This window comes from Micromonospora sp. RTP1Z1 (assembly GCF_033804685.1).
Taxonomy (GTDB): Bacteria; Actinomycetota; Actinomycetes; order Mycobacteriales; family Micromonosporaceae; genus Micromonospora.
This window is the reverse complement of the sequence record NZ_JAPFQV010000077.1, coordinates 1-19,441: the sequence shown is the minus strand read 5'-3', so window position 1 is coordinate 19,441 and position 19,441 is coordinate 1. Positions and strand designations below refer to the sequence as shown.

The window sequence follows — 19,441 nt, the reverse complement described above, 5'->3', positions numbered from 1 at the left end:
GCGGCGAGCCGACGACCGCCGCCAACAGCCACGGCGGAGCGGCCACCAGGACCACGACGACGGCGAGCGAAGCGACCCGTTGCGGCCATCTCAACCCACCCACCCCCACCCGAGGAGCCGGAACCTGCTCGGGCCTGGCCGTCTGCGCGTCGGCCAGCCGCTCATATCGGTCCGTGTGGTTGTGGGGCGGGACGGAGGAGGCGGGTCCACAGCTGCCGCAGCCACCACACGGCCACGGCGATCGCATAGATCACCCCGAGGATCCCCGAGGCCGGCCAGCTGACCAACGCGGCAGTGATGACGGCCAGGGGCGCGCCCAGGATCAACCTGAGGATCGGTTGCGACACCACGGCCATGACCGTCCCCACGCCGAGGAGCAGGCCACCGACGCGGCCGGCGATGTCGATCCACAAGACCATGTCGGGCCACCGGTCCGCGGTCAGGGAGTACTGCACGAGGGCCATGCCCACGCCGGCGGTAACGACGGAGCCGGTCGGGAAGGCGAGCAGCTGCGACCAGCCGCCTGACGGGATGCGCCATTGCCGGGCGGCAACGAGGGCCATCACCGCGGCCGCGGCGACGATCGGCGCGACCGGCAGCAGCGCCCACCGCAGGAACCCGCCGACGGGATCGCCGATGTAGAGGCTAGCGACCACCGCGTACATGCCGGCCACTGGCGACGCCGAGAGACGCCGACGCCAGGATCCCCGTGCCCGTCTGCGCGCCAGGACTCCTGGCGCCGCTGGTGGTGCGGGTCGCGATCGCGGAGGCGATGACCGTGCCCGCGCCGACGCAGGCGATGACGGCGAAGACGGCCGCCATCGCCAGTTCACCCCAGTTGAGCAGAGCCCACTTGTACAGCAGACCGCCGTTCCACTTGGGGGTGAGGAGGAACTGGGAGATCAGGCCCAGCGACGCGAAGCCCGACACCGCGATCGCCGCCGCCCGCCGCACCGGAGGCACAGGCTCCTCGACCGGCGGTTGAGCAGTCATGCGCGGGATCCTAGTGCTCGATGTTCAGCAGGTGCGTCGTCCGTCGCATCTCTGACCAGGTCGGGGAGCGGCCGATCCCGACGGCGGCGCTCCCCGACCTGGCGTTCCTGAGCTGTAACCGTCAGGCCGTGAACCGCGGCCGGCGCCGGCGCACCAGGACCACTCCGCCCACGCCGAGCAGGATGGCACCCAGGCCGACGCCGGCGAGGGTTCCACCGCTGACGCCGGTGACCGGCAGACCGCCGCCGTTCGTGCCAGACCCGGCCCCGGAGCCGGCCGCCGGCGGGGCGGCGTTCGGCTTCAGCGGGTTGGACTCGCAGCCGATGCCCTTCGTGCCCCGGTTGCCGTCCAGGCCCCACGGGTCGTTGTTCACGTCGACCAGCGTGACCCGGTACTTCACCTCCGAGCAGTTGACCTTGCCCGACGGGTTCGGGAAGTCGGCGCACAGGTTCTGCTTCGTGCCGGTGTACAGATACGCCTCACAGTCGCGAGGCTGAGGCTTGATGGTCGGCTTGGTGGTCGGCTTGGTGGTCGGGGGCGCACCCGGCTCGACCGCCTGGAAGTCGATCGCCTTGCCGCCGATCTTCACGTTCTCCACGACAACCGTGCCGGCGGTGCCGTTGTCGTACACGACGCCCGCCTCCCGGATCGTGCCGGGAGCCGCGACGGTGAACGTGACCTTCCCGTCCTCGCCGCACTGCTTGCCGAGCGGCTGGAGCTGGTCCCACGAGTTGGTGTTGACGCCGTTCACGACCACAAACACGCGGGGAGCGCCGCCATTGCACACCGCACCGTTCGACAGCTTGTAGTCGAAGCTGATGCTGGTGGCGGCGCCGATCTTCATGCCGAGGTTCGCGGCTTCGATCGAGGTGTTGTCACCAACCAGGGTGACCTCGTACTCGCCGGTGATGCGGGACTCGCCGTTGGCCTTCCACACACGATCGCCGGGCTTGGCCTGGACGGGGCCAGCGAGGGCCAATGTCGTCAGGGTCAGCGCGCCGAGTGTGGCGCCAACCAGTCTGAGGGTGCGCAACGGACCTCCATGGTGGTGGGTGATGGCTTCCCTAATTAGTGGGCGGGTCATCGAAGTGCCGGCCGTGGCCGGTGGCGCCAAACCCACGAGGGCCACCGGGCGGTGACCCCGCGCGCCAACGTAGGTGCACTCAGCGCACTAAGTCAAGGAGCCACGAGGGATCGGAGAAGATCACTTCACTTCACCGCCCGACCTGCGCCGGTGTGGCTACTGACGGACGGGAGCGGTCGAGTAGGAGTCGCATCTGGTAGGCGAGGCTGCGGGCTTGGCCGCGCGTCAGGACGACGGCGGTGCCGTCCGGGAGCATGACCGCGAGGGCTGGCGGTGCACCGGCTGGCGCCTCGACGAGGGCAACGCGGACCTGCCTCGTCTGGGCCTGCACACGGAGCAAGCTAGACACTGTCGTCCGGGGTGGGGACCCGCACGTGCCACTCCGCCGAGGCGGACCGCCGCAACACCAACGCCGACCACACGGCGACGGCCAGGCCGCCCGCCGCCAGGATCAAGGCGAGTACATCCATACGGTGCTCCAGTTGGTGCTGAGGTGGTTAGGTGCGGGCCATGCCAGGTCGCGAGTGCCGGCGAAGAACAGCACCTCGCCCGGCCTGGCCGATCAGGGAAGCGGGGGCAGATCGGCCAGGGTGGCGGGCCGGCGGGGTGGTGACTCGACGGTGATACGCCCGATGGCGACCTGCCACGCCGGCGCGACGTGGTCAGCGGCGAAGCCGACTGCCCGGCCGGCGGCCATGGGGGCTGCGCTGATGTCGTCGGCCTTTACGTGCACGGTCACCTCGCAGGTCTGCGTCTCGGTGTCGCCGATGGCGGCCGGGGCGATTACGGAGTCCCACCGCTGCTCAAGCTGCACCAGCTGGTCCCGCAGACCGTTGACGAACGCCGGAAGCGAGGCGTCACCGGGTGGGGCGGTCCAGAGGCTGAGGCTGACGCGGAAGAGGGGCACGCGGGGTTCACCCCCACTCGCGGTGGCGGCGGTTGGTCATCGGGGGCTCGCATTCGTTGCAGTTCGCGCGAGGGGACACAGCGGTCCCGCCGCCGGGGGTCGGGGCGGCGGGACCGCTGTCGTGATCTGCCGGGGGCGCGGGACCATCCCCGGCAGACGGTTTAGAGGGAGCCTTCGAAAAGGGCTGTCGAGCCGTCGAAGCTGGGGCTGACAGTCAGGGCGATCTTCGACGTGTCCTTCGTGGCCGCCGAGAACGCCAGCTTGGTCGTGCGCTTCTGCCCGGGGGCCAGGGTGCCTTCGAACCCGGTGATGCCCTTCGCCACGTCGATCACCGACTCCGCCTGGGTGCCCTCCGCGCCGAACGCCGCGGTGGCTGTCACCAGGGCCAGGTCGACTGGCTCCTTGCTGCCGTTGCTGATCGTCACCTCGACCAGCACGGCGGTGTTGCCCCGCTGGTGGCCGGCAGCGGTGGCGGCCGGTGTGAACTTCTTCGGTGCCTTGGTGGAGATGGCCAGGCCGTCCTTGAAGGTGACGGTGCCGCTGCCCATCTTCGCCACCTTGGACTTCTCCTCCGCCGGCGCGGCGTTGCTGCCGCCCTTGTCGGACACGGAGCCGGTGTCGGTGGAGCCGGCGCCGCATCCGAGGGCGACGACAGCGGCGAGGGTGATGCCGGCGATGGTGGCGTACTTGCGGTGGTTCACGTGCGCTCCCGTGAGGTGTCGGTGATGCACAGGGGGTCAGCGGCTGAGCGCCACGACCAGCAGGACGAAGACCAGGACCAGCAGCGCGATCCCGCCGAACAGCGCGAACGGCCGCCACTCCCGACGGGTGCGGGCGGCGTGGGCCGGCTGACGGGGCACACCGCTGATCGGTGGAACCGGCACCTCGGAACGAGGTGGCTGCCACTCCGGCGGCGGCTGGGACATGGCGACGGGCTCCTCGTGCGGAGGGGGACCGGAAGCCGGGCCGTAAGACCCGGCCTCCGGCCTGAGTGGGCCCGTGCCCCTAAGCGCCAACCCAGGTACACAAGACGACCACTCACCGCTACGGTAAGTGCACTTAGTTCATGGAGTCAACGGTGAGGTTGAGTGAACCTAGAGCGCGTGATCTCATCGGGGCGCCAACCCAGGAGTGACATGCCCCGACGAATGACCTACCGCCAGATCGCGGACGACATTGCCGCGCGCATCGCCACTGGCGAGTACCCGGCCGAGACGAAGATCCCGTCGTACAGCCAGCTGTCCGTCCTCTACAGCGTCTCGATCGCGACCGTGCAGCGCGCCGTCATGGTGCTCCACGCCAAGGGCGTCATCTATGGCGAGCCTGGCCGTGGTGTCTTCGTGCAGAACCCTGACACCTAGCTCACCCGATCGCATCTCGGACACAGTCATGCTCCCGGCTGGGAGCGCAGCCGGTGGCTACCTCGTCCGGTCACGACCAGTGACGAAGTGCAGGTGAGGGCGTGTTCGCGACAAACCTTCATGTTGCGCGATTTGCACGAACGGACTGGCCGAAGGCCCAGGCGTTAAGACATACCTAAGTTGCACCTCACACCTACTTAATCTTCGTAACCGGCTGTCCCGCCATGCCACCCTTAGGCACGGCGAAAGGGCGACAGGGGCGGGACCACTCTCCGGGGGCCTGGAGGGGTGTCGGGTCGGCGTTGCTGTAGCCCCACGGCCCCGGCGTTGTTCCTTTGTGTCTGGTTTGATCATGTTTTGTTAGATGTCGTAGACGGCGAAGGTGTCGGTGCGGTCGTGCAGGTCGCGGCGGGCGTGGGTGATGTTCGCGCGTCCGGCGAGGCGGAACGTATTGAGGGCGAGGTTGCGGAAGCTGGCCAGGGCTCGTGGGGCGGTACCGGTTCTGAGCTGGGAGTTGTCCTCTCGGAAGGGTGACGTCTCTGGTCCAGTGGAGCCGGTTTTCCACGGTCCAGTGCCCTCTGGCGTAGTGGGCGCCCCGCGCGCCTGGCCGCCCTCCAGATCCGGCTGGGTAGGGTGGGTGGCTGTTCGCGTCCCGTGGGAGGAAGACGATGACCGTGCAGCCATCCAGGCCCACGTTCGGCTTGGACGACTTCGGGCTGGACGACCGGATGCGACTGTTCGGTTACGTCACGGCGGAGAACCGGTTCGCCTACCTGTGGCTGCTACGGGCGTTCGACTCGGCGCGGTCCAGCTACCACGTCGTGCTGCACAGCTCTGACGTGGCCGCAGCGCTGGCGGCGCTGCACGAGGCGAACGCCGACTGCCCGGATCCGGCGCGGTTGGAGCTGCCGCGGCTGCTCGACGCCCTGGTGGACTGGGGGGTGCTCGACCGAGGGCAGGACGGTTCCCGGGCTACGACGTTGGCGGAGTACCGCAACCGGCACTCGGTGTACCAGTTCACCGAGGCCGGGTACCGGGCCCACCGGGCGGTGGAGGCGGTGTTGTCGGCGAGCATGGACGACTCGACGCTGTCCCGGCTGGTCTTCGCCGATCTCCTGGCGGACCTCAACGCGCTCGCATCGGCCAACGAGGCAGGGGACGCGGAGGAGGTCTACCGCAAGTTCAACCGACTGGACCGGGCGTTGGCCGACATCGCCGAACGGGCCGCACGCTTCTACCACATGCTGGGCGATCTGGGACGGACCAACGACGTACGGCCGGAGGCGTTCCTCGCCCACAAGGACGCGCTACTGGCTCACCTGCGGGATTTCCACGACGAGTTGCAGCGCTACAGCCCCCGGCTACGCGCGGCGGTGCACGAGGTGGAGGCGACCGGGCTGGGTCGGCTGATCGAGGCGGCCGCCGAGGCCGACGAGCGGCTGTTCCACACCCCGGTGCAGCGGCTGGATGACTGGCGGCGGCGCTGGGCGGGGCTGCGGTCCTGGTTGGCGCCGCCGGGTCCGGAGCAGCTCAGCGAGGCGGACCGGTTGTCGGACGCCACCATCGCCGCGATCGGTGACGTCCTCGCCCTGTTGCGCCGAGTCACCGAGGCTCGCCGTGGCGGGGTGAGCCGGGAGTCGCAGCTGCGGCACCTGGCCGCGTGGTTCACCCACACCGGCACCCAGGAGGCCGCGCACGCCCTGTTCGACGTCGTGTTCGGTCTCGGCGCTCCTCGCCACGTCGGGGTGGCGCACCCGGATCCGGAGGCGATCGCGAGCCGGCTGTCGTGGTGGGAGGCACCGGCGGTGGAGCTGTCCCGCACCCTGGTGGCCACCGGTCGGGCACCCGGGCAGGGTCGGGGACGGCCGGCCCGGCTGGACCGGGTCGACGACCGCCGGCACCGGCTGCGCGGCGACCAGCTCGCCCGGGAGCGCCGGTTGGCCGACGCGGCGACGGCGCTGGCTGCCGAGGGGGTCACCGACGGCCGGTTGGACGGGTCGCAGACCCAGGTCCTGCTGCGCCTGCTCGACATCGCGTTCGCCGCCCGGGTTGGTGGCACGGCCGCGGTGCCGCTGGCGGCCGCCGCGCACGGCGTCCGGCTGACCCTGACCCCGACGCCGGGACGGTTCACCACGGTGCGCACCGTCGACGGCCGGCTTCATCTGGACGGGTTCGCGCTGACGGTCACCGCCGCGCAGCACACCGCGGTCCGCCGTGCCGAGCTGGTGTCGGCGTGACCGCGGAATCGGGCGTGCTCCGGCCGGCGGTCCACCGGTTCGCCGTCGATGTCCCGGAGTTGGAGTTGGCGGACTACCAGCGGGTCGTCCGGCTGGTCCTGCGTCACCCGCTGATCACGGCGACCTGGCCCGACGAGCGGGCGCTGCCCCGGGTGCGGCGGTTCGCCGCCGCCCTGCGCCGGGATCTCGCCGAGGCGTTCGGGTACCGGCTGGAGCTGCACGGTTCGACGGCACGGCTGGTGCGGGCGAAGGACCAGCTCGACGGCACCCAGCCGGCCGTGTCCCGCACCGGGCGGCCGTTCGACCGGCAGCGCTACGCGTATCTGGCGTTGTGCATGGCGGTGCTGGGCCGTGCCGGGATCCAGATCACCCTCAGCGAGTTGGCCGACTCGGTGGCCGGCGACGCGAACCGGATCACCGGCCTGGGGCTGGATCCGGACCACGGCCCGGATCGACGGGCTTTCGTGGACGCGGTCGGCTGGTTGGAGGAGCGTGGCGTGCTCCGGCTGGCCGACGGATCCAGCGCCGCCTGGGCCAGTGACCCCGGGGCCGGTGAGGCGTTGTACGACGTCGCGCGGGACGTGGTGTTCGCGCTGTTCCGGCCGACCCGGGTGGTGCAGCACGTCGAGTCGGTGTCGGCGCTGCTCGGCCGGGCGATGACCAGCAGCGGCAACGCCGAGCGCCGGCAGGCAGCTCAGGCGGCCCGGCGGGGGGTGGTGGAGTCGCCGGTCGTCTACCACGCCGACGTCGATCCGGTGGTCGCCAACCATCTGCGCGGGTCGGCGCTCGCCGCCGACTTGGCCCGGTTGACCGGTTTGCGGGTGGAACGGCGGGCCGAGGGGGTGCTGCTGGTGGACACCGCCGGGTTCACCGGGGAGCGGTTCCCGGGCACCGGCTCGGTGGCGCAGGCCGCGGTGCTGCTGGCGGTGGAGATGGCCGACCGCGTGGTGGATCCGGATGGCCGTCGGGTCAAGCGGCTTGTCCCGCCTGACGGGTACGGCCGGCAGCAGGCGCTGGTGGGTCAGATCGACGCCGGCCTGCCCACGGCCACCCTGGTGCGCCTCGACGACACCGGCCCGGCCGAGCCGTGGACCACCGAGGACGAGGGCGGCCCCGACGAGACCGACGGCGCCGGCCGGTTGCCGTTCATCACCGACAGCTTCCTGCGCACCGCCGTCGGCGAGATCCTTCAGCGGTACGGGTCGGCGTTCGGGGCCCAGTGGCACGCCGACCCGGACCGGCTACGCGCCGAGGCGGTGGCGCTGCTGGAGCGGTTCGGCGCCGTGGCCGCCGTGCCGGGCGGGGTGCTCGTCCGGCCGCTGGCCGGTCGTTACCGCCACACCGTCGCCGCGGTCAAGCCCCGCGCCGCCACCGAAACCCTCTTCTGACCTGACCTCGGGAAGTTGATCGTGATCGAGCAACGTGCCGTCCGCCGGTTCGCCCCCACCCGAGCCGGGATCATCAACCTGTGGGACTACCGGGACGAGGAGTTCCTCTTCGTCGACGGGTGGCTGGTGCTGCGCGGGCCGAACGGCTCCGGCAAGACCAAGGCACTGGAGGTGCTGTTCCCGTTCGTTCTCGACGGGCGGATCGAACCCCGCCGGCTGAACCCGTTCGCCAGCGAGGACCGGACGATGAAGTCGAACCTGCTCTACCGGGGGCAGGAGGTCACGCACGCGTACGTGTGGATGGAGTTCGGCGACGGCGAGGAGTACGTGACGGTCGGCATCGGGCTGCGGGCGCACCGGCACGTCGACCGGGTGACCCGCTGGCACTTCGTGGCAGACGGCCGGGTGGGGGTGGACTTCTCCCTGCTGGACGCCGACGACCGGCCGCTCAACCGCCGCGACCTGCTCGACCGGTTGGGTGCCGACGCGGTGCGGGACTCGGCGGAGGGCTACCGGCAGCTCGTCGACGCCCGGCTGTTCGGCCTCGGTCCGGCCCGCTACGAGCAGCTGCTGGATCTGGTGCTGACCCTGCGTAAGCCGCAGCTGGCCAAGGACCTCAACCCGGTCGAGCTGTCCCGCACTCTGCAACGGGGGCTGCGTCCGGTCGAGGACCACCTGCTGGTGGAGGCCGCCCGCTCGTTCGATGACATGGAGGCGGTCGCCCGTACCCTCGAAGGGCTGGTGGTGGCGGACGCGGCGACGGCCGCGTTCCTGACGGTCTACTCGACCTACCTGCGCACCCATGCCCGGGCGGCCGCCGACACCCTGACCGCCCGCCGCAACGCGGTCGCCACCCAGTCGGCCGCACTGGGCGACGCGCACCGCACGGCCGACGCGGCGGCCGAGGCGGAGTCCGAGGCAGGCACGAGGCTGCGGGCCGTCGAGGGCGAGCCCGGACGGCTCCGCGCCCACCTGGACAGCCTGAAGGCCTCGGCGGCATACCAGTCCCACGAGCAGCTCGCCGACCTGGAACGGCACGTGCACGATCTGGCCGAGGCGGCCGAGCGCGCCGACGACGCTGCCGCCGCCGAGGAGACGGCGGTGGCCCGGCGGCGTACAGAATGGGAACGGGCGACGGTGGCGACCCGGGACGCCCGGGCGGCGGCCGACCGGCTCGCCGCCGAACTTCTGCTCGACGCCGAGACGGCCGGGATCACCTGGAGCGCCGACGACGCCGCCCCGGACGACCTGGCGGCCCGGATCACCGCACGGGCCGCCGCGCGCCGCGACGACGTGCGCGCCGTCCGCGAGCAGGTGGCGCGGCATGACCAGGCCGAGCGTGACCACTCCCGGTCCGCCGCCGACGCGGCCGGCGCCACGGCCGCCGCCGCCGACGCCGAGCAGGCCGAGCGACGCGCCGAGGACGCCGTCGCGCAGGCCCGCGCACGGCTGCGTGCCCAGATCGGGCAGTGGGCGCAGGGCAACGCCGGGCTGCTGGCCGACCTCGCGTGTCCGGAGTTGGCCAGTGCGCTGGCCGCCGCCGTGGACACGACCGGCGAGCCGGGCGCGCAGACCCTGCGGGAGGTGTACGCGGAGGCCACCGCCGCCGCGGTGACCCGGCGGCGGGACCGGCTCGCGGCGCTGGCGGCGCGCCGCGCGGCGCTGGCCGACCGGCGGGCCGAGGTGGCCGCCGAACGGGATCGGATCGCCGCCGAGCATGACGACGCGCCGCCCGTCCCGGTGACCCGGCCGGCGACGCGCACCGGCCGACCCGGCGCGCCGCTGTGGCGACTGGTCCGTTTCGCCGACGGGGTGACCGGCGCGGACGCGGCGGCCACCGAGGCGGCGCTGCACGCCGCCGGGCTGCTGGACGCCTGGCTGCACCCGGACCCCGAGACCGCGGCGACCGCGCTGGCCGGCGACGACCTGGACGGCTACCTGCTGCCGCTCCCGCCGCACCGGCGGCCGACCGGGGCCACCCTCGCCGACGTGCTGGCCCCCGAGGAGCAGGAAGACGTGCCCGCGGGGCGGATCAACGAGGTGCTCGCCTCGGTGGCGCTGGCCGACCGGGCCACCCCGCAGGCATCCGCCGAGGTGGGCACCGCGCCGGTGACGGTCGGGGTCGACGGCCGGTACGCCCAGGGCGTCGGCGTCGGCCGGTTCGCCAAGGCCTCCTGCGAGTACATCGGCGCGACCGCCCGGGCGGCCCGCCGCGCCGCCCGGGTCGCCGAATGTGACCGGCAGCTGGCGACCATCGACGCCGACCTCGGCGCGGTGGACCGCGACCGCGCGTCCGTCGAGGCGCTGCTGGCGGCGGTGGACGCGGCCGCCGCGCAGCTGCCGGCACCCGCGCCGGTCCACGCGGCGCTGCGTGAGCTGGACCGGGCGGCCGCGACGCTGCGCGCCCGTCAGGAGGCCAGCGCGGCCGCCGCCGCACGGCTCGACCAGACCCTGGCCGAGCGGGCCGCTGCGGCGGCCGCCCTGCGGCGGACGGCGGCGGAGCGGTCGCTGCCGGTGGACCGCGTCTACGACACCGCCGAGGCGGTGGACCGCTTCGAGAAACGGGGCGTACGCCTGGAGAGCGCGCGGCCGGCCGCCGCGCGCGCCGCCGAGCAGGAGGACCAGGCGCGGCAGCGGCACGACGAGGCGGTCGACCGGTTCACCGCCGCGCAGGACATCGCGCGCACAGCCCGTTCCCGGCACCGGGACAAGGCGGAGGCGTACCGGACGCTGCGCGACAGCGTGGGCGCCGACGCGGAGCGGGTGCTGGCCGACGTGGCCCGGACCGCCGACGGGATCACCGAGGCGGAGCAGGCCGTCGAGCAGGCCCGCACCCAGCTCGGTGCTGCCCGGGAGCGGCGGGTCGCCGCGCTGACCCGGGTGGAGCTGGGCGAGCAGGCCGTGACCGCCGCCGTCGCCGAGGCGCAGCACGATGCCCAGCGACTGCGCCCGTACGCCCAGCCGGACCTGCTGGGCCTGCTGCGCTGCCCCACCGACCTGCGCTGGCCGGTCGGGGCGCCCGGCGACCAATCCGGCTCGGAACTGGATCCGCAGGTGGCAGCCCTGCACGAAGCGATCCTCGCCGCCACCCGGGAGTTGAGCCCCACCGAGACGTCGCTCAAGCAGAGCGCCACCCGGCTGACCACCGCGCTGACCGAGCTGCAGGCACAACTGCCGGCAGCCGGCCTCGACCACCGACCCGAATGGGACACCGCCGACGGTGTGATCGTGGTCCGGGTCGCCGACGAACAGGGCCTGACCCCGGTCGCCCACTTCGCGGACCGGATCGCCCGCGAGCGCCGCGACCAGGAGCAACTGCTGACCGACTCCGAGCAGCGGGTGCTGGAGGACGCCCTGCTCGGGCAACTTGCCCGGCAGATCCATCATCGGACCATCGAGGCCCGCGACCTGGTGGCGGCGATGGACAGCCAGATGCGGGCCCGCCGGATGTCCTCCGGGCTCACCGTCGGCGTCGGCTGGAGGCTCGCCGATGACCTCGACGCCGAACAACGCGACGTCTGCAAGCTGCTCGAACGCGATCCGGCCCGGCTCGGGCCGGCCCAGCTCACCACCATGCGCCGGCACTTCGCCGCTCGGATCAAGACGGCGCGGGCGACAGCGCCCGAGCGGCCGTACCGGGAACTGCTCGGCGACGTACTCGATTACCGGCAGTGGCGAACTTTCGCGTTCACCCTGCACCGACCCGGTGGCGGCACGGAGGCACTGACCCGAGCAAGGCACAGCCAGCTCTCCGGCGGCGAGCAGTCGGTCTCCCTGCACCTGCCGCTCTTCGCCGCCGCCAACGCGCTGTTCGGCTCGGCACGGCCGGACGCACCCCGGCTGCTCGGCCTCGACGAGGCGTTCGCCGGCGTGGACGACACCGGCCGAGGTGAGCTGATGGCCCTGGCGAAACAGTTCGACCTGGACCTGTTCATGACCGGCTACGACCTCTGGGCCACCCACCCGGCGGTCAGCGGCGCCGCCCACTACGACCTGTCCCACTCCGCCGTGGAACACGCCGTATCCACCGTGCTGCTGGTCTGGGACGGCTCGACCAACGTCGCCGACTTCGACGGAACGCTGGCTCGCGCGCTCGGCTCCCCGGAGACCCGCCGCGCCCCGGGCGGTCGCGGAGAACCCGAGCGGGCCGGCGTCCTGCTCGACCTCGTGGACGAATGACCGACGGGCGCGACGATCGGCCGTCGGACCGGTCCGGTCGAGAGACGTTGTCCGCGCAGCCGGGGCGGGACCGGCCGGGCGGGTACGGCAGTCCGGCGGAACTGGTCGAGCAGCCTGGCTGGCGGCGGTTGCTGACGGCCGCACGGCGCAGCCTGGAACGCACCGGCGGCCGGCTCGACGCCGCCGTGACGCTGGCCGCCCCCACCGACGACGAACGTCTCGTGATCATCGGCATAACCGGTACCCACCGCTCCGCCGCAGCGGCCCGCCTCAGCGTCCGACTCACCGAGGTGGACGAGCACCTGCGGGCGGCACACGGAGTCGGCCTGGCCGACGTGCTCACCGCGACGGCCCCGCTTCGCAACCGCCCGGCCGACCTGAAACGCGAAGCGGTGGCCCGCGACGCCGTCCTCGCCGTGGCCCACGACGGCCGGCACGCCAGCACCGCCTGGTACGCCGAATGGCTCGACGGCCTGCGCCGCGACGGCACCCTGACCCGCGTCGTCCGAACCGGACTGCCGTTCGAGGACGTGGTCCGCATACTGGACGCGCTGCCCGCGGCCGACGAACCGATGCCGGTCTTCGCCGACCGGGTGCTGGACGACACGAAGGCCCTCACCGAGGGGCCGCTGCGTGGACTCGTCCTACGTGCCGTCGCCGCGTGGCACCAGACGACGCTACCGGTCCACGGCGAGCAGGAACGGGCCTTGTGGGAATCGGTCGGGCTGGTCCCGGACGACCTCGCCAGCCAGGTGCTGGTGCTCAACGTGCCGGCCACCGGCGGCCTGGTCGGGCGGTGGCTGACCGAGGCCGCCCAGGCGGGCGTGCCGATGCGGTTCACCCTGCACCAACTACGCCTGGCACCGCTGAGCATGAGCTGCGACGAGGTCTACGTCTGCGAGAACCCCGCCGTGCTACGCGCGGCCACCGCCGCGCTCGGGGCCCAGGCTCCGCCGCTGATCTGCACCGAAGGAGTGCCGTCAGTCGCCGTCCACACGCTGCTGCGCGCCGCTTGCGGGGCAGTGATCCGGTGGCGCAACGACTTCGACTGGACCGGCGTACGACTGACGGCGGCGGCTCTCCAGCGGTACCCGAGTGCGGTGCCATGGCGGATGACAGCCGCCGACTACCTGCCTGCGGCGGGCACCGGCACGGCCCTGCTCGGTACGCCCGCCGGGACCCCGTGGGACGAGTCGCTGGGCGAGTCGATGCGGCGGACCGGCCGAGCGGTGATGGAGGAACGCCTGCTCGACCGGCTTATCGCCGACCTGCGCACGGCCGGAGCCAGGTGACGGTCCGGCGGTGGCGACGCCGTTCCGCGCAAATCGAACACCGAGACCCCGCATTCCGAACACGGATTTGCCGCAAATCGAAAGCGGGTCTCCTCGCAGATCGAAACCGTGCCGGTTATCATGACACGTGTGCCCACACCGCACCTGATCCCACGCCGCGCCGCCGCGCAGGTCAACGCCGCCCTGGCCGACACCCGCGTCGTGCTGATCAGCGGAGCACGCCAAGCAGGCAAGAGCACCCTGGTTCGCATCGTCGCCGGCGATCGTCTCGCCGAGCGCCGCGATCTCGACCGGGCACAGGACCGGGCCGCAGCGATCGCCGACCCGGTCGGCTTCGTGGACTCCTCCGAACTGCTGGTCGTTGACGAGATCCAGCGCGCTCCGGAGCTGCTGCTGGCCATCAAGGCAGCCGTCGACGAGGACCCTCGTCCCGGCCGGTATCTGCTCACCGGATCATCGCGGCTGTTCGGCATGGTGGCTGCCCCAGACGCATTGCCCGGCCGGATGGAAACCGTCGAGCTCTGGCCGTTCTCCCAAGGCGAACTCGATGGAGAGCCGGACGGATTCGTCGACGCCATCTTCGCGCTCGGCCCCGAACTGCGACACGAGTCGGAAGTGACCCGCGCCGACTACGCGGCCAGAATCGTGCGAGGCGGCCTACCCGAGGCCACGGCCCGCGCCGACTCGCGGCGCCGCCAACGGTTCCTCGACGCGTACGTCCAAGCGCTCATCGATCGCGATGTCCGGCAGTTGTCCGACATCCAGCACAAGGGCGAGCTACGCAAGCTGGTACGCCTACTCGCGGCTAGATCCGCGACCATCATCGCCGCCAACTCCCTCGAATCCGGACTCGGACTGAGCCGGCCAACGATCGCACGTTACCTCCAGGCCCTGGAAGAGATCTTCCTGGTCAAGCGGATCTCCGGTTGGTCCCGGAACCTGGGCACCCGCGCCACCGCCGCTCCAAAGCTGATCTTTGTCGACTCGGGCATCGCCGCCAACGAGATCGCGACCGACGCCCGGGCGCTGCTCCGGCCGGGCGCCCCGTTCGGCCCGCTGCTCGAATCATTTGTCTTGTCCGAGCTGTCCCGCCAGCTCACTTGGTCCGAGCAGTTTGCCGACATGTCCCACTACCGCGACCAGAGCAGGTACGAAGTCGACGCGGTGCTCGAGAACAGATCCGGCCACGTCGTCGGGATCGAAGTCAAAGCAGCCACAACCGTCGGACCCGACGACTTCCGCGGGCTACGCCGACTCGCCGACCGCCTCGGCGACGACTTCATCGCCGGCATCGTCCTCTACACCGGAACCTCCACGCTGCCGTTCGGCGACAGACTCCGCGCCTTGCCAGTCAGTGCCTTGTGGCAGGTTTCCGCCCCGACAGCAGACTGACCTCGCTCTCTTCGCAGGTCGCTCCCGTCAGGTGAGGGCTCATCGATCACCGAGCTATCTGGCCTGCTGATCTTTTAGCAAGCGAGCACAGCAACGTACCATTGCGACCGGCATCCAACAGAGGAAAACGAGAAAGCCGCAGGCAAAATGCCTGCGGCCGCAAATTGAGCACCGTCTTAAGAAACCGTTGCTCCATCCCCTTGAGCACGAGCGTGAACCGCAGGCAACGTAGATCACGTGTCCTGGGGGCCGCACTGGACGGGGACCGCCAGCAGCTCTGCGAGCTCTGGCAGCGGGGCTGCCGATTCAGCAGCTGCCTGGTCCGACCGGGCTGCCATAAGAGTGTTTATGGCTACATTCCCGGGTACTGAACTACAACTTCACGGGAGCCGCCCCGTCCCAGAGCGCCTCCGCCTCCTCGACGAAGTGGTCACACCACGGGCCATCGTTGGCCCTGATCGTAAATTTCGGCTCACCGGGAGCTTGGTACGTGTAGTACTCCCCAAACACTGCGCTGTTGGGCGACCGTGTCTCCTCAGTCGGGTCGACCGCGATGAGACCCAGCGCCAGCGGGTGGCGGGTTAGCCGGACGGCGATGTCCCCGCCGGTCGTCTGGCGCAACTCCCCCAGCAGGCCGAGCGCATGCCGGACCCGCTCCCGGGTCCTCTCCGGCGACCGGTGAGCGTAGTAGCGTTCAGCCGCCACGGCGATCGCGGGTGATTCCGGATCAACCAGAAGAAGACGGATGACGCATCCGGCTTTCAGCCACTGCTCGAAGCGCCCGTACTCGCTGGTGAGCAGCGTGTTGCGAGTGACGCCAGTGATAAACAGGTGCCGAGCGCGAGACATCACCTCTACAAGTTCTGGGCCGAAAGCGTGCGCGAACGCTGGCCGAGCTGCCCGCCTCACCGCGCGGTCCGCCGTGGGAGGCCACGATTGGCCGTCTTCCCACATCCGGTTGGCCTCGGCGACGAAGTGGTGGAACCAAACCCCATCACTGGTATCCAGCCGCAGGATGGGTGCAGCTTCCGACGATGGCCTGTACTCGTAGTGCTGCACAACAATCAAACCGCTCTCGTACTCGATATCGATAGCATTGACCCCGAGGCTCGGTACCGCCGTGGTCACCCGCACCTCCAGCCGACCGCCGGCACCCTGTAGGCCGGCGAGTTCCTCGAGGGACGCACGGATTCGAGCTTGCAAACGTTCGACCCGAGCGAAGTCGGCGGTAGAACTAGCGGCCACATGCACCGCGCCCTCATCGTCTGGGTCAACCAGCAGAACCCGGATGTGCGCGCCGGCAGCAAGCGAGCGGCGGAGGTAGGCGCGGCTCGTTTCGATGGTCCGGCCCAGCGACCTACCTATGAGTAGCAATGATCTGGCATCCTGGCGTCGGCCCACCAGGTTCTCTGGAAAGTTGCTCCGCAGCACATCGGTGTGCCTGATTCGTCGTGCGTCAGCGATATCCGCAACCTGGCTCCGGGACCGGATCTGTGCCACTGCAAGGAAGGTCAGCAGCCCAAGCGTCGCCGAGGACAGGGCAGCGGCGCTGGCCATCCCTGCCGAGCCGAGCAGCGTGAAGACGAGCGCGCTCGCGGCCAATACGTAGAGGTCAAGGTCGCGATGAGACACCGCGCCTCGGATGAACCCGCCGACGGTCCGCAATGGACTTTTCATGGAGAGAGCGTACGTGCCATGAACGGTGCGATCTGACCGCTGCGGGCCTTGAGCCGGAGCCGGTCACGTCATGAGTCAATCCACCACTCGTGCCCGGCTTGGTCGTCCCCCAGCTGATCGGCTTGACGGTTGGCCTTGGCCTCTTGCAGCAGCGGAGTGCGAGACGCCGAACAGCGGACCGATCTGGCGCATGGTCAGGTTGGTGCGCCAGTACGCGGCGACCAGCAGCACCCGGTCGGCGAGGTCCAGGGCCCACTGCCGGCCCGGCCGGCCGTCGGGGATGGCGTCCCCGCCTCGCTCGGCGACCAAGCGGACCAGCCGCCGGAACTGGGCCGGCTGCAGACCGGTGAACGGGAAGATCAGCTCCGGGCGGGCTGCGGAGATCACCTGCACCCAGGCATCCTCGGCCATCGTCCTCACCGGACATACGCCGGGGTTACGAGACATCCCTTAGACCCCTGGCTTGGCCTTTTACCTGCGGCAGGTCGTGTAGGGGGCAGCTCGGCGGCAGCCGCGTACCGAAGCCCGCTGGCCCGACTGGCCATCACGGTGCCGACGCCGATGGGCCGGAGCTCTGAAGCTCCGGCCCACCAGATACTGCGATGATGCTGTTGCCCTGTGCGGGTGTCCTACGGCGCCGGGTACTCCGCGACGTACACCGGCGCACCGATCTTGGTCGTGTCGGCCGGGTCGCCCACGCCGTTGACGACGTGGTCGATCGTTCCGGCACTGAGGTTGACCGTCATGATGTGGTGGAGCTTGACGCCGGGGGTCTCGGGAACCTCGAAGCCGTTCTCGGTGTGGATCGCCGGGTTGTTCTGGTTGAAGACGTAGACGCCACCGCCGTAGAGGTTGTGCGTCTTCACCTGGTCGCCGACCTTGTAGCCGGCGTACCCCTCGACACCGCCGTTCATCCAGTCGGCCTGCGTCGGCGGGTCGTACGGCAGCTCGTTCTGGTACAGGATCGTCGTGCCGTCGTCACCGTTCCAGACGGTGTTGTACCGCTGGAAGTGCTCGACGAACAGGCCCGTCGCCGTCACGTGGTCGCCGTTGATCACGGCGCCGTAGCGGCCGGTGTTGGTGTTCCAGCGTTCGGTGTCGGTGAGCCCCTCGACGCCGTGGTCGGCACGCCACACCCAGATGTGGTCGATGAGTACGTTGTCGCTGTTGACCTCGAGCGCGATGTTGGTCTTGCCGACGTGCGGTCCACCGACCCGGAAGTACACGTCGGACAGTGTCGTCGGGTTGTCCGCCGAACTCGGACGTTCGCCGTGCTTCTGACCCACCCGCAGCAGTACCGGCGATTCCTTCAGGCCCGCGTCGACCGTGACACCGGCGATGACGACGCCAGGAACGTCGGCGACATCGAGGGCAATCGCGCCGTTCACGGCGGTGAGCGTGGCGTGCCCGAGTCCGAGGACCACCGTGTCCGGGCGCTTGACCCGGATGCTGCGCGCGACGTCGTACACACCGGGGGTGAGCAGCAGGTGCTTACCGCGCGCGAGCTGGTTGTTGATGACCTGCACCGAGTCCGACGGCTTCGCCACGAAGAAGTCGGTGATCGGTAGCGTGCGGCCCGGCGTCATGCCGTCGGCCCATGAGATGCCACGGGTGTTCTTCGCAGCGGCGGGTACGCGGACGTTGTACGCGCCCTGCGCGTCAACGAACAGGTACGGCTTCTCGCGGCTCAGCGGGGTGGCATCGAGAGTCGTATAGGGCGGGTTCGGGAAGGCGGCGTCGTCCGGAGCGCCGACGACCCCCGAGAAGACCTGGTTCCACACACCGTTGGACCAACCGGCGACCTGGGTGTTGCGAGTCAGCCACTGCTGCTGTGATCCGTTGACGACGAACGGCAGCTTGGAGTCGGCGATAAAGCCGCCGCTGGCGTACTGCGGTCCGGCGGTGCAGTAGTCCATCAGGGACAGGTTGGCGCCGCTGACGTTGAGGCGGCGCATGGACACGGCCTGGGAGACGGCCCAGAAGTTTGCCGAGGCGCGGCATCCGTCCTGGCCGGTGGCGTCGATGTTGATCGACAGGTTGGACAGGGTGCGCCAGAAGTTGACGAGCGCGAGGCAGTTGCTCTTTCCGCCGTCCGTCAGGCAGCGGTTGTAGACCTCGACCTTGCCGTTGAGGACGACGTCGGCGGGTGAGGCGCCCAGGCCTGAGATCTCGGTGTAGTAGCCGACCTTGATCTGAAGCGGGTGCTCCGCGGTGCCGTACGTTCCCGGCTTGAAGAGGAAGGCCTGGCGCTGGCTACCCATCTCGTTGTCGACCTGCGTGGCGTGCGCCGCGTCGAGCGTCGCCTGGATCTCGCTGACCGGCATGCTGGGATCGAAAATGGTGACATTCGCCCCGAGGTCCTGGGCGCTGGGGGGTGGCGGGGCGGCAGTGGCGGCCGTTCCCGTCGTCATGACGGCGGTCGTCAGCACCAGGCCGAGCGCGAACGCCCGCCCGGCTTGCCGGCGGCTGAGGGGCCGCCTCGCGGGACCGCCACTACCGGGAGACTGGGTCGTCATGCGGTTCGTCCTTTCCACTGGGCGGGCAGCGCTACGGGCGCGGCGTCGTCGGTCGGGACGCCGGGCGGGAAGATGCCGCAAAGAGGGCGGGCGACAGGACGGGGGCGCAAGCGCTCTCCCGTGCCGGCATGGGTCACGGATGTCATGGACCTGCCTAGTCAGGGGGACGGGCGACCGGACACCGGGGGACAAGATCGCAAGAGAGCGCTCTCACCGCGCTTCGACTGGTATCAGGCCGTGGGAGATGTGGTTGGAATGTTTCTACCCCGTGAACTGATCCTGCGCTATGAGCCCGCGCAAATAGGTCGATCGGGGAGGGCCGGTCATAGACCGGGCACAGGCACCAGTGATCATCAAGGTTCCTACGCCGAGTGATCACCGGGAGTGCCTGTGCCCGCTATCCCATCATGGCTGA

General features: G+C 70.6%; 15 protein-coding genes and 1 pseudogene. 6 read left to right on the top strand and 10 right to left on the bottom strand.

From position 1 onward, the window contains the following. Positions 1–161: 161 nt before the first annotated feature. The 7 genes from SLP03_RS27755 to SLP03_RS27725 form a co-directional block, all read right to left on the bottom strand. Entirely contained in the window at positions 162–665 is a 504-nt protein-coding gene (locus tag SLP03_RS27755; protein WP_319463592.1) for a hypothetical protein, read from the bottom strand. Further along, the gene (locus tag SLP03_RS27750) at positions 646–993 is read right to left on the bottom strand and encodes a hypothetical protein (protein ID WP_319463591.1); all 348 of its coding nucleotides are present in this window, start codon (positions 991–993) and stop codon (positions 646–648) included. Before SLP03_RS27750 ends, SLP03_RS27755 begins: the two co-directional genes overlap by 20 nt. A gap of 121 nt (positions 994–1,114) precedes the next feature. Next, positions 1,115–2,026: an LPXTG cell wall anchor domain-containing protein gene (locus tag SLP03_RS27745; RefSeq protein ID WP_319463590.1), complete on the bottom strand. Its 912-nt coding sequence runs from the start codon at positions 2,024–2,026 to the stop codon at positions 1,115–1,117. Positions 2,027–2,418: 392 nt separating this feature from the next. Beyond that, positions 2,419–2,547, bottom strand: coding sequence for a hypothetical protein (locus tag SLP03_RS27740; protein ID WP_319463589.1), 129 nt, complete (start codon positions 2,545–2,547; stop codon positions 2,419–2,421). A 92-nt stretch (positions 2,548–2,639) separates the two neighbouring features. Next, positions 2,640–2,984, bottom strand: a complete 345-nt coding sequence (locus SLP03_RS27735) for a hypothetical protein (RefSeq protein WP_319463588.1) — start codon at positions 2,982–2,984, stop codon at positions 2,640–2,642. Between the two features lie 161 nt (positions 2,985–3,145). After that, positions 3,146–3,685, bottom strand: a complete 540-nt coding sequence (locus SLP03_RS27730) for a DUF4352 domain-containing protein (RefSeq protein ID WP_319463587.1) — start codon at positions 3,683–3,685, stop codon at positions 3,146–3,148. Between the two features lie 36 nt (positions 3,686–3,721). Then, complete coding sequence (locus SLP03_RS27725; protein ID WP_319463586.1) at positions 3,722–3,910, bottom strand: hypothetical protein; 189 nt, start codon at positions 3,908–3,910, stop codon at positions 3,722–3,724. A gap of 222 nt (positions 3,911–4,132) precedes the next feature. Between SLP03_RS27725 and SLP03_RS27720 the strand changes: the two genes are divergently transcribed. From SLP03_RS27720 to SLP03_RS27690, 6 genes are all read left to right on the top strand, one after another. Beyond that, entirely contained in the window at positions 4,133–4,345 is a 213-nt protein-coding gene (locus tag SLP03_RS27720) for a winged helix-turn-helix domain-containing protein (protein WP_319463585.1), read from the top strand. A 668-nt stretch (positions 4,346–5,013) separates the two neighbouring features. Next, positions 5,014–6,582 carry a TIGR02677 family protein gene (locus tag SLP03_RS27710; RefSeq protein WP_319463584.1) on the top strand — a complete coding sequence of 523 codons (1,569 nt, stop codon included), beginning with the start codon at positions 5,014–5,016 and terminating at the stop codon, positions 6,580–6,582. Beyond that, positions 6,579–7,970, top strand: a complete 1,392-nt coding sequence (locus SLP03_RS27705) for a TIGR02678 family protein (protein WP_319463583.1) — start codon at positions 6,579–6,581, stop codon at positions 7,968–7,970. The genes SLP03_RS27710 and SLP03_RS27705 overlap by 4 nt, the downstream gene beginning before the upstream one ends. 21 nt (positions 7,971–7,991) lie before the next feature. Next, entirely contained in the window at positions 7,992–12,149 is a 4,158-nt protein-coding gene (locus SLP03_RS27700) for a TIGR02680 family protein (RefSeq protein ID WP_319463582.1), read from the top strand. Between the two features lie 47 nt (positions 12,150–12,196). After that, positions 12,197–13,441: a TIGR02679 family protein gene (locus SLP03_RS27695; RefSeq protein WP_319463581.1), complete on the top strand. Its 1,245-nt coding sequence runs from the start codon at positions 12,197–12,199 to the stop codon at positions 13,439–13,441. Positions 13,442–13,570: 129 nt separating this feature from the next. Further along, positions 13,571–14,833, top strand: coding sequence for an ATP-binding protein (locus SLP03_RS27690; RefSeq protein WP_319463580.1), 1,263 nt, complete (start codon positions 13,571–13,573; stop codon positions 14,831–14,833). Positions 14,834–15,205: 372 nt separating this feature from the next. Here SLP03_RS27690 and SLP03_RS27685 read toward each other — a convergent pair whose 3' ends face one another. From SLP03_RS27685 to SLP03_RS27675, 3 genes and pseudogenes are all read right to left on the bottom strand, one after another. Further along, the gene (locus SLP03_RS27685; RefSeq protein WP_319463579.1) at positions 15,206–16,510 is read right to left on the bottom strand and encodes a hypothetical protein; all 1,305 of its coding nucleotides are present in this window, start codon (positions 16,508–16,510) and stop codon (positions 15,206–15,208) included. Positions 16,511–16,651: 141 nt separating this feature from the next. Beyond that, a pseudogene (locus tag SLP03_RS27680) lies at positions 16,652–16,903 on the bottom strand (helix-turn-helix domain-containing protein); the annotation flags it as partial. A gap of 236 nt (positions 16,904–17,139) precedes the next feature. Beyond that, positions 17,140–19,026 carry an adenylyl cyclase gene (locus SLP03_RS27675; protein ID WP_413644757.1) on the bottom strand — a complete coding sequence of 629 codons (1,887 nt, stop codon included), beginning with the start codon at positions 19,024–19,026 and terminating at the stop codon, positions 17,140–17,142. Positions 19,027–19,441: the final 415 nt, after the last annotated feature.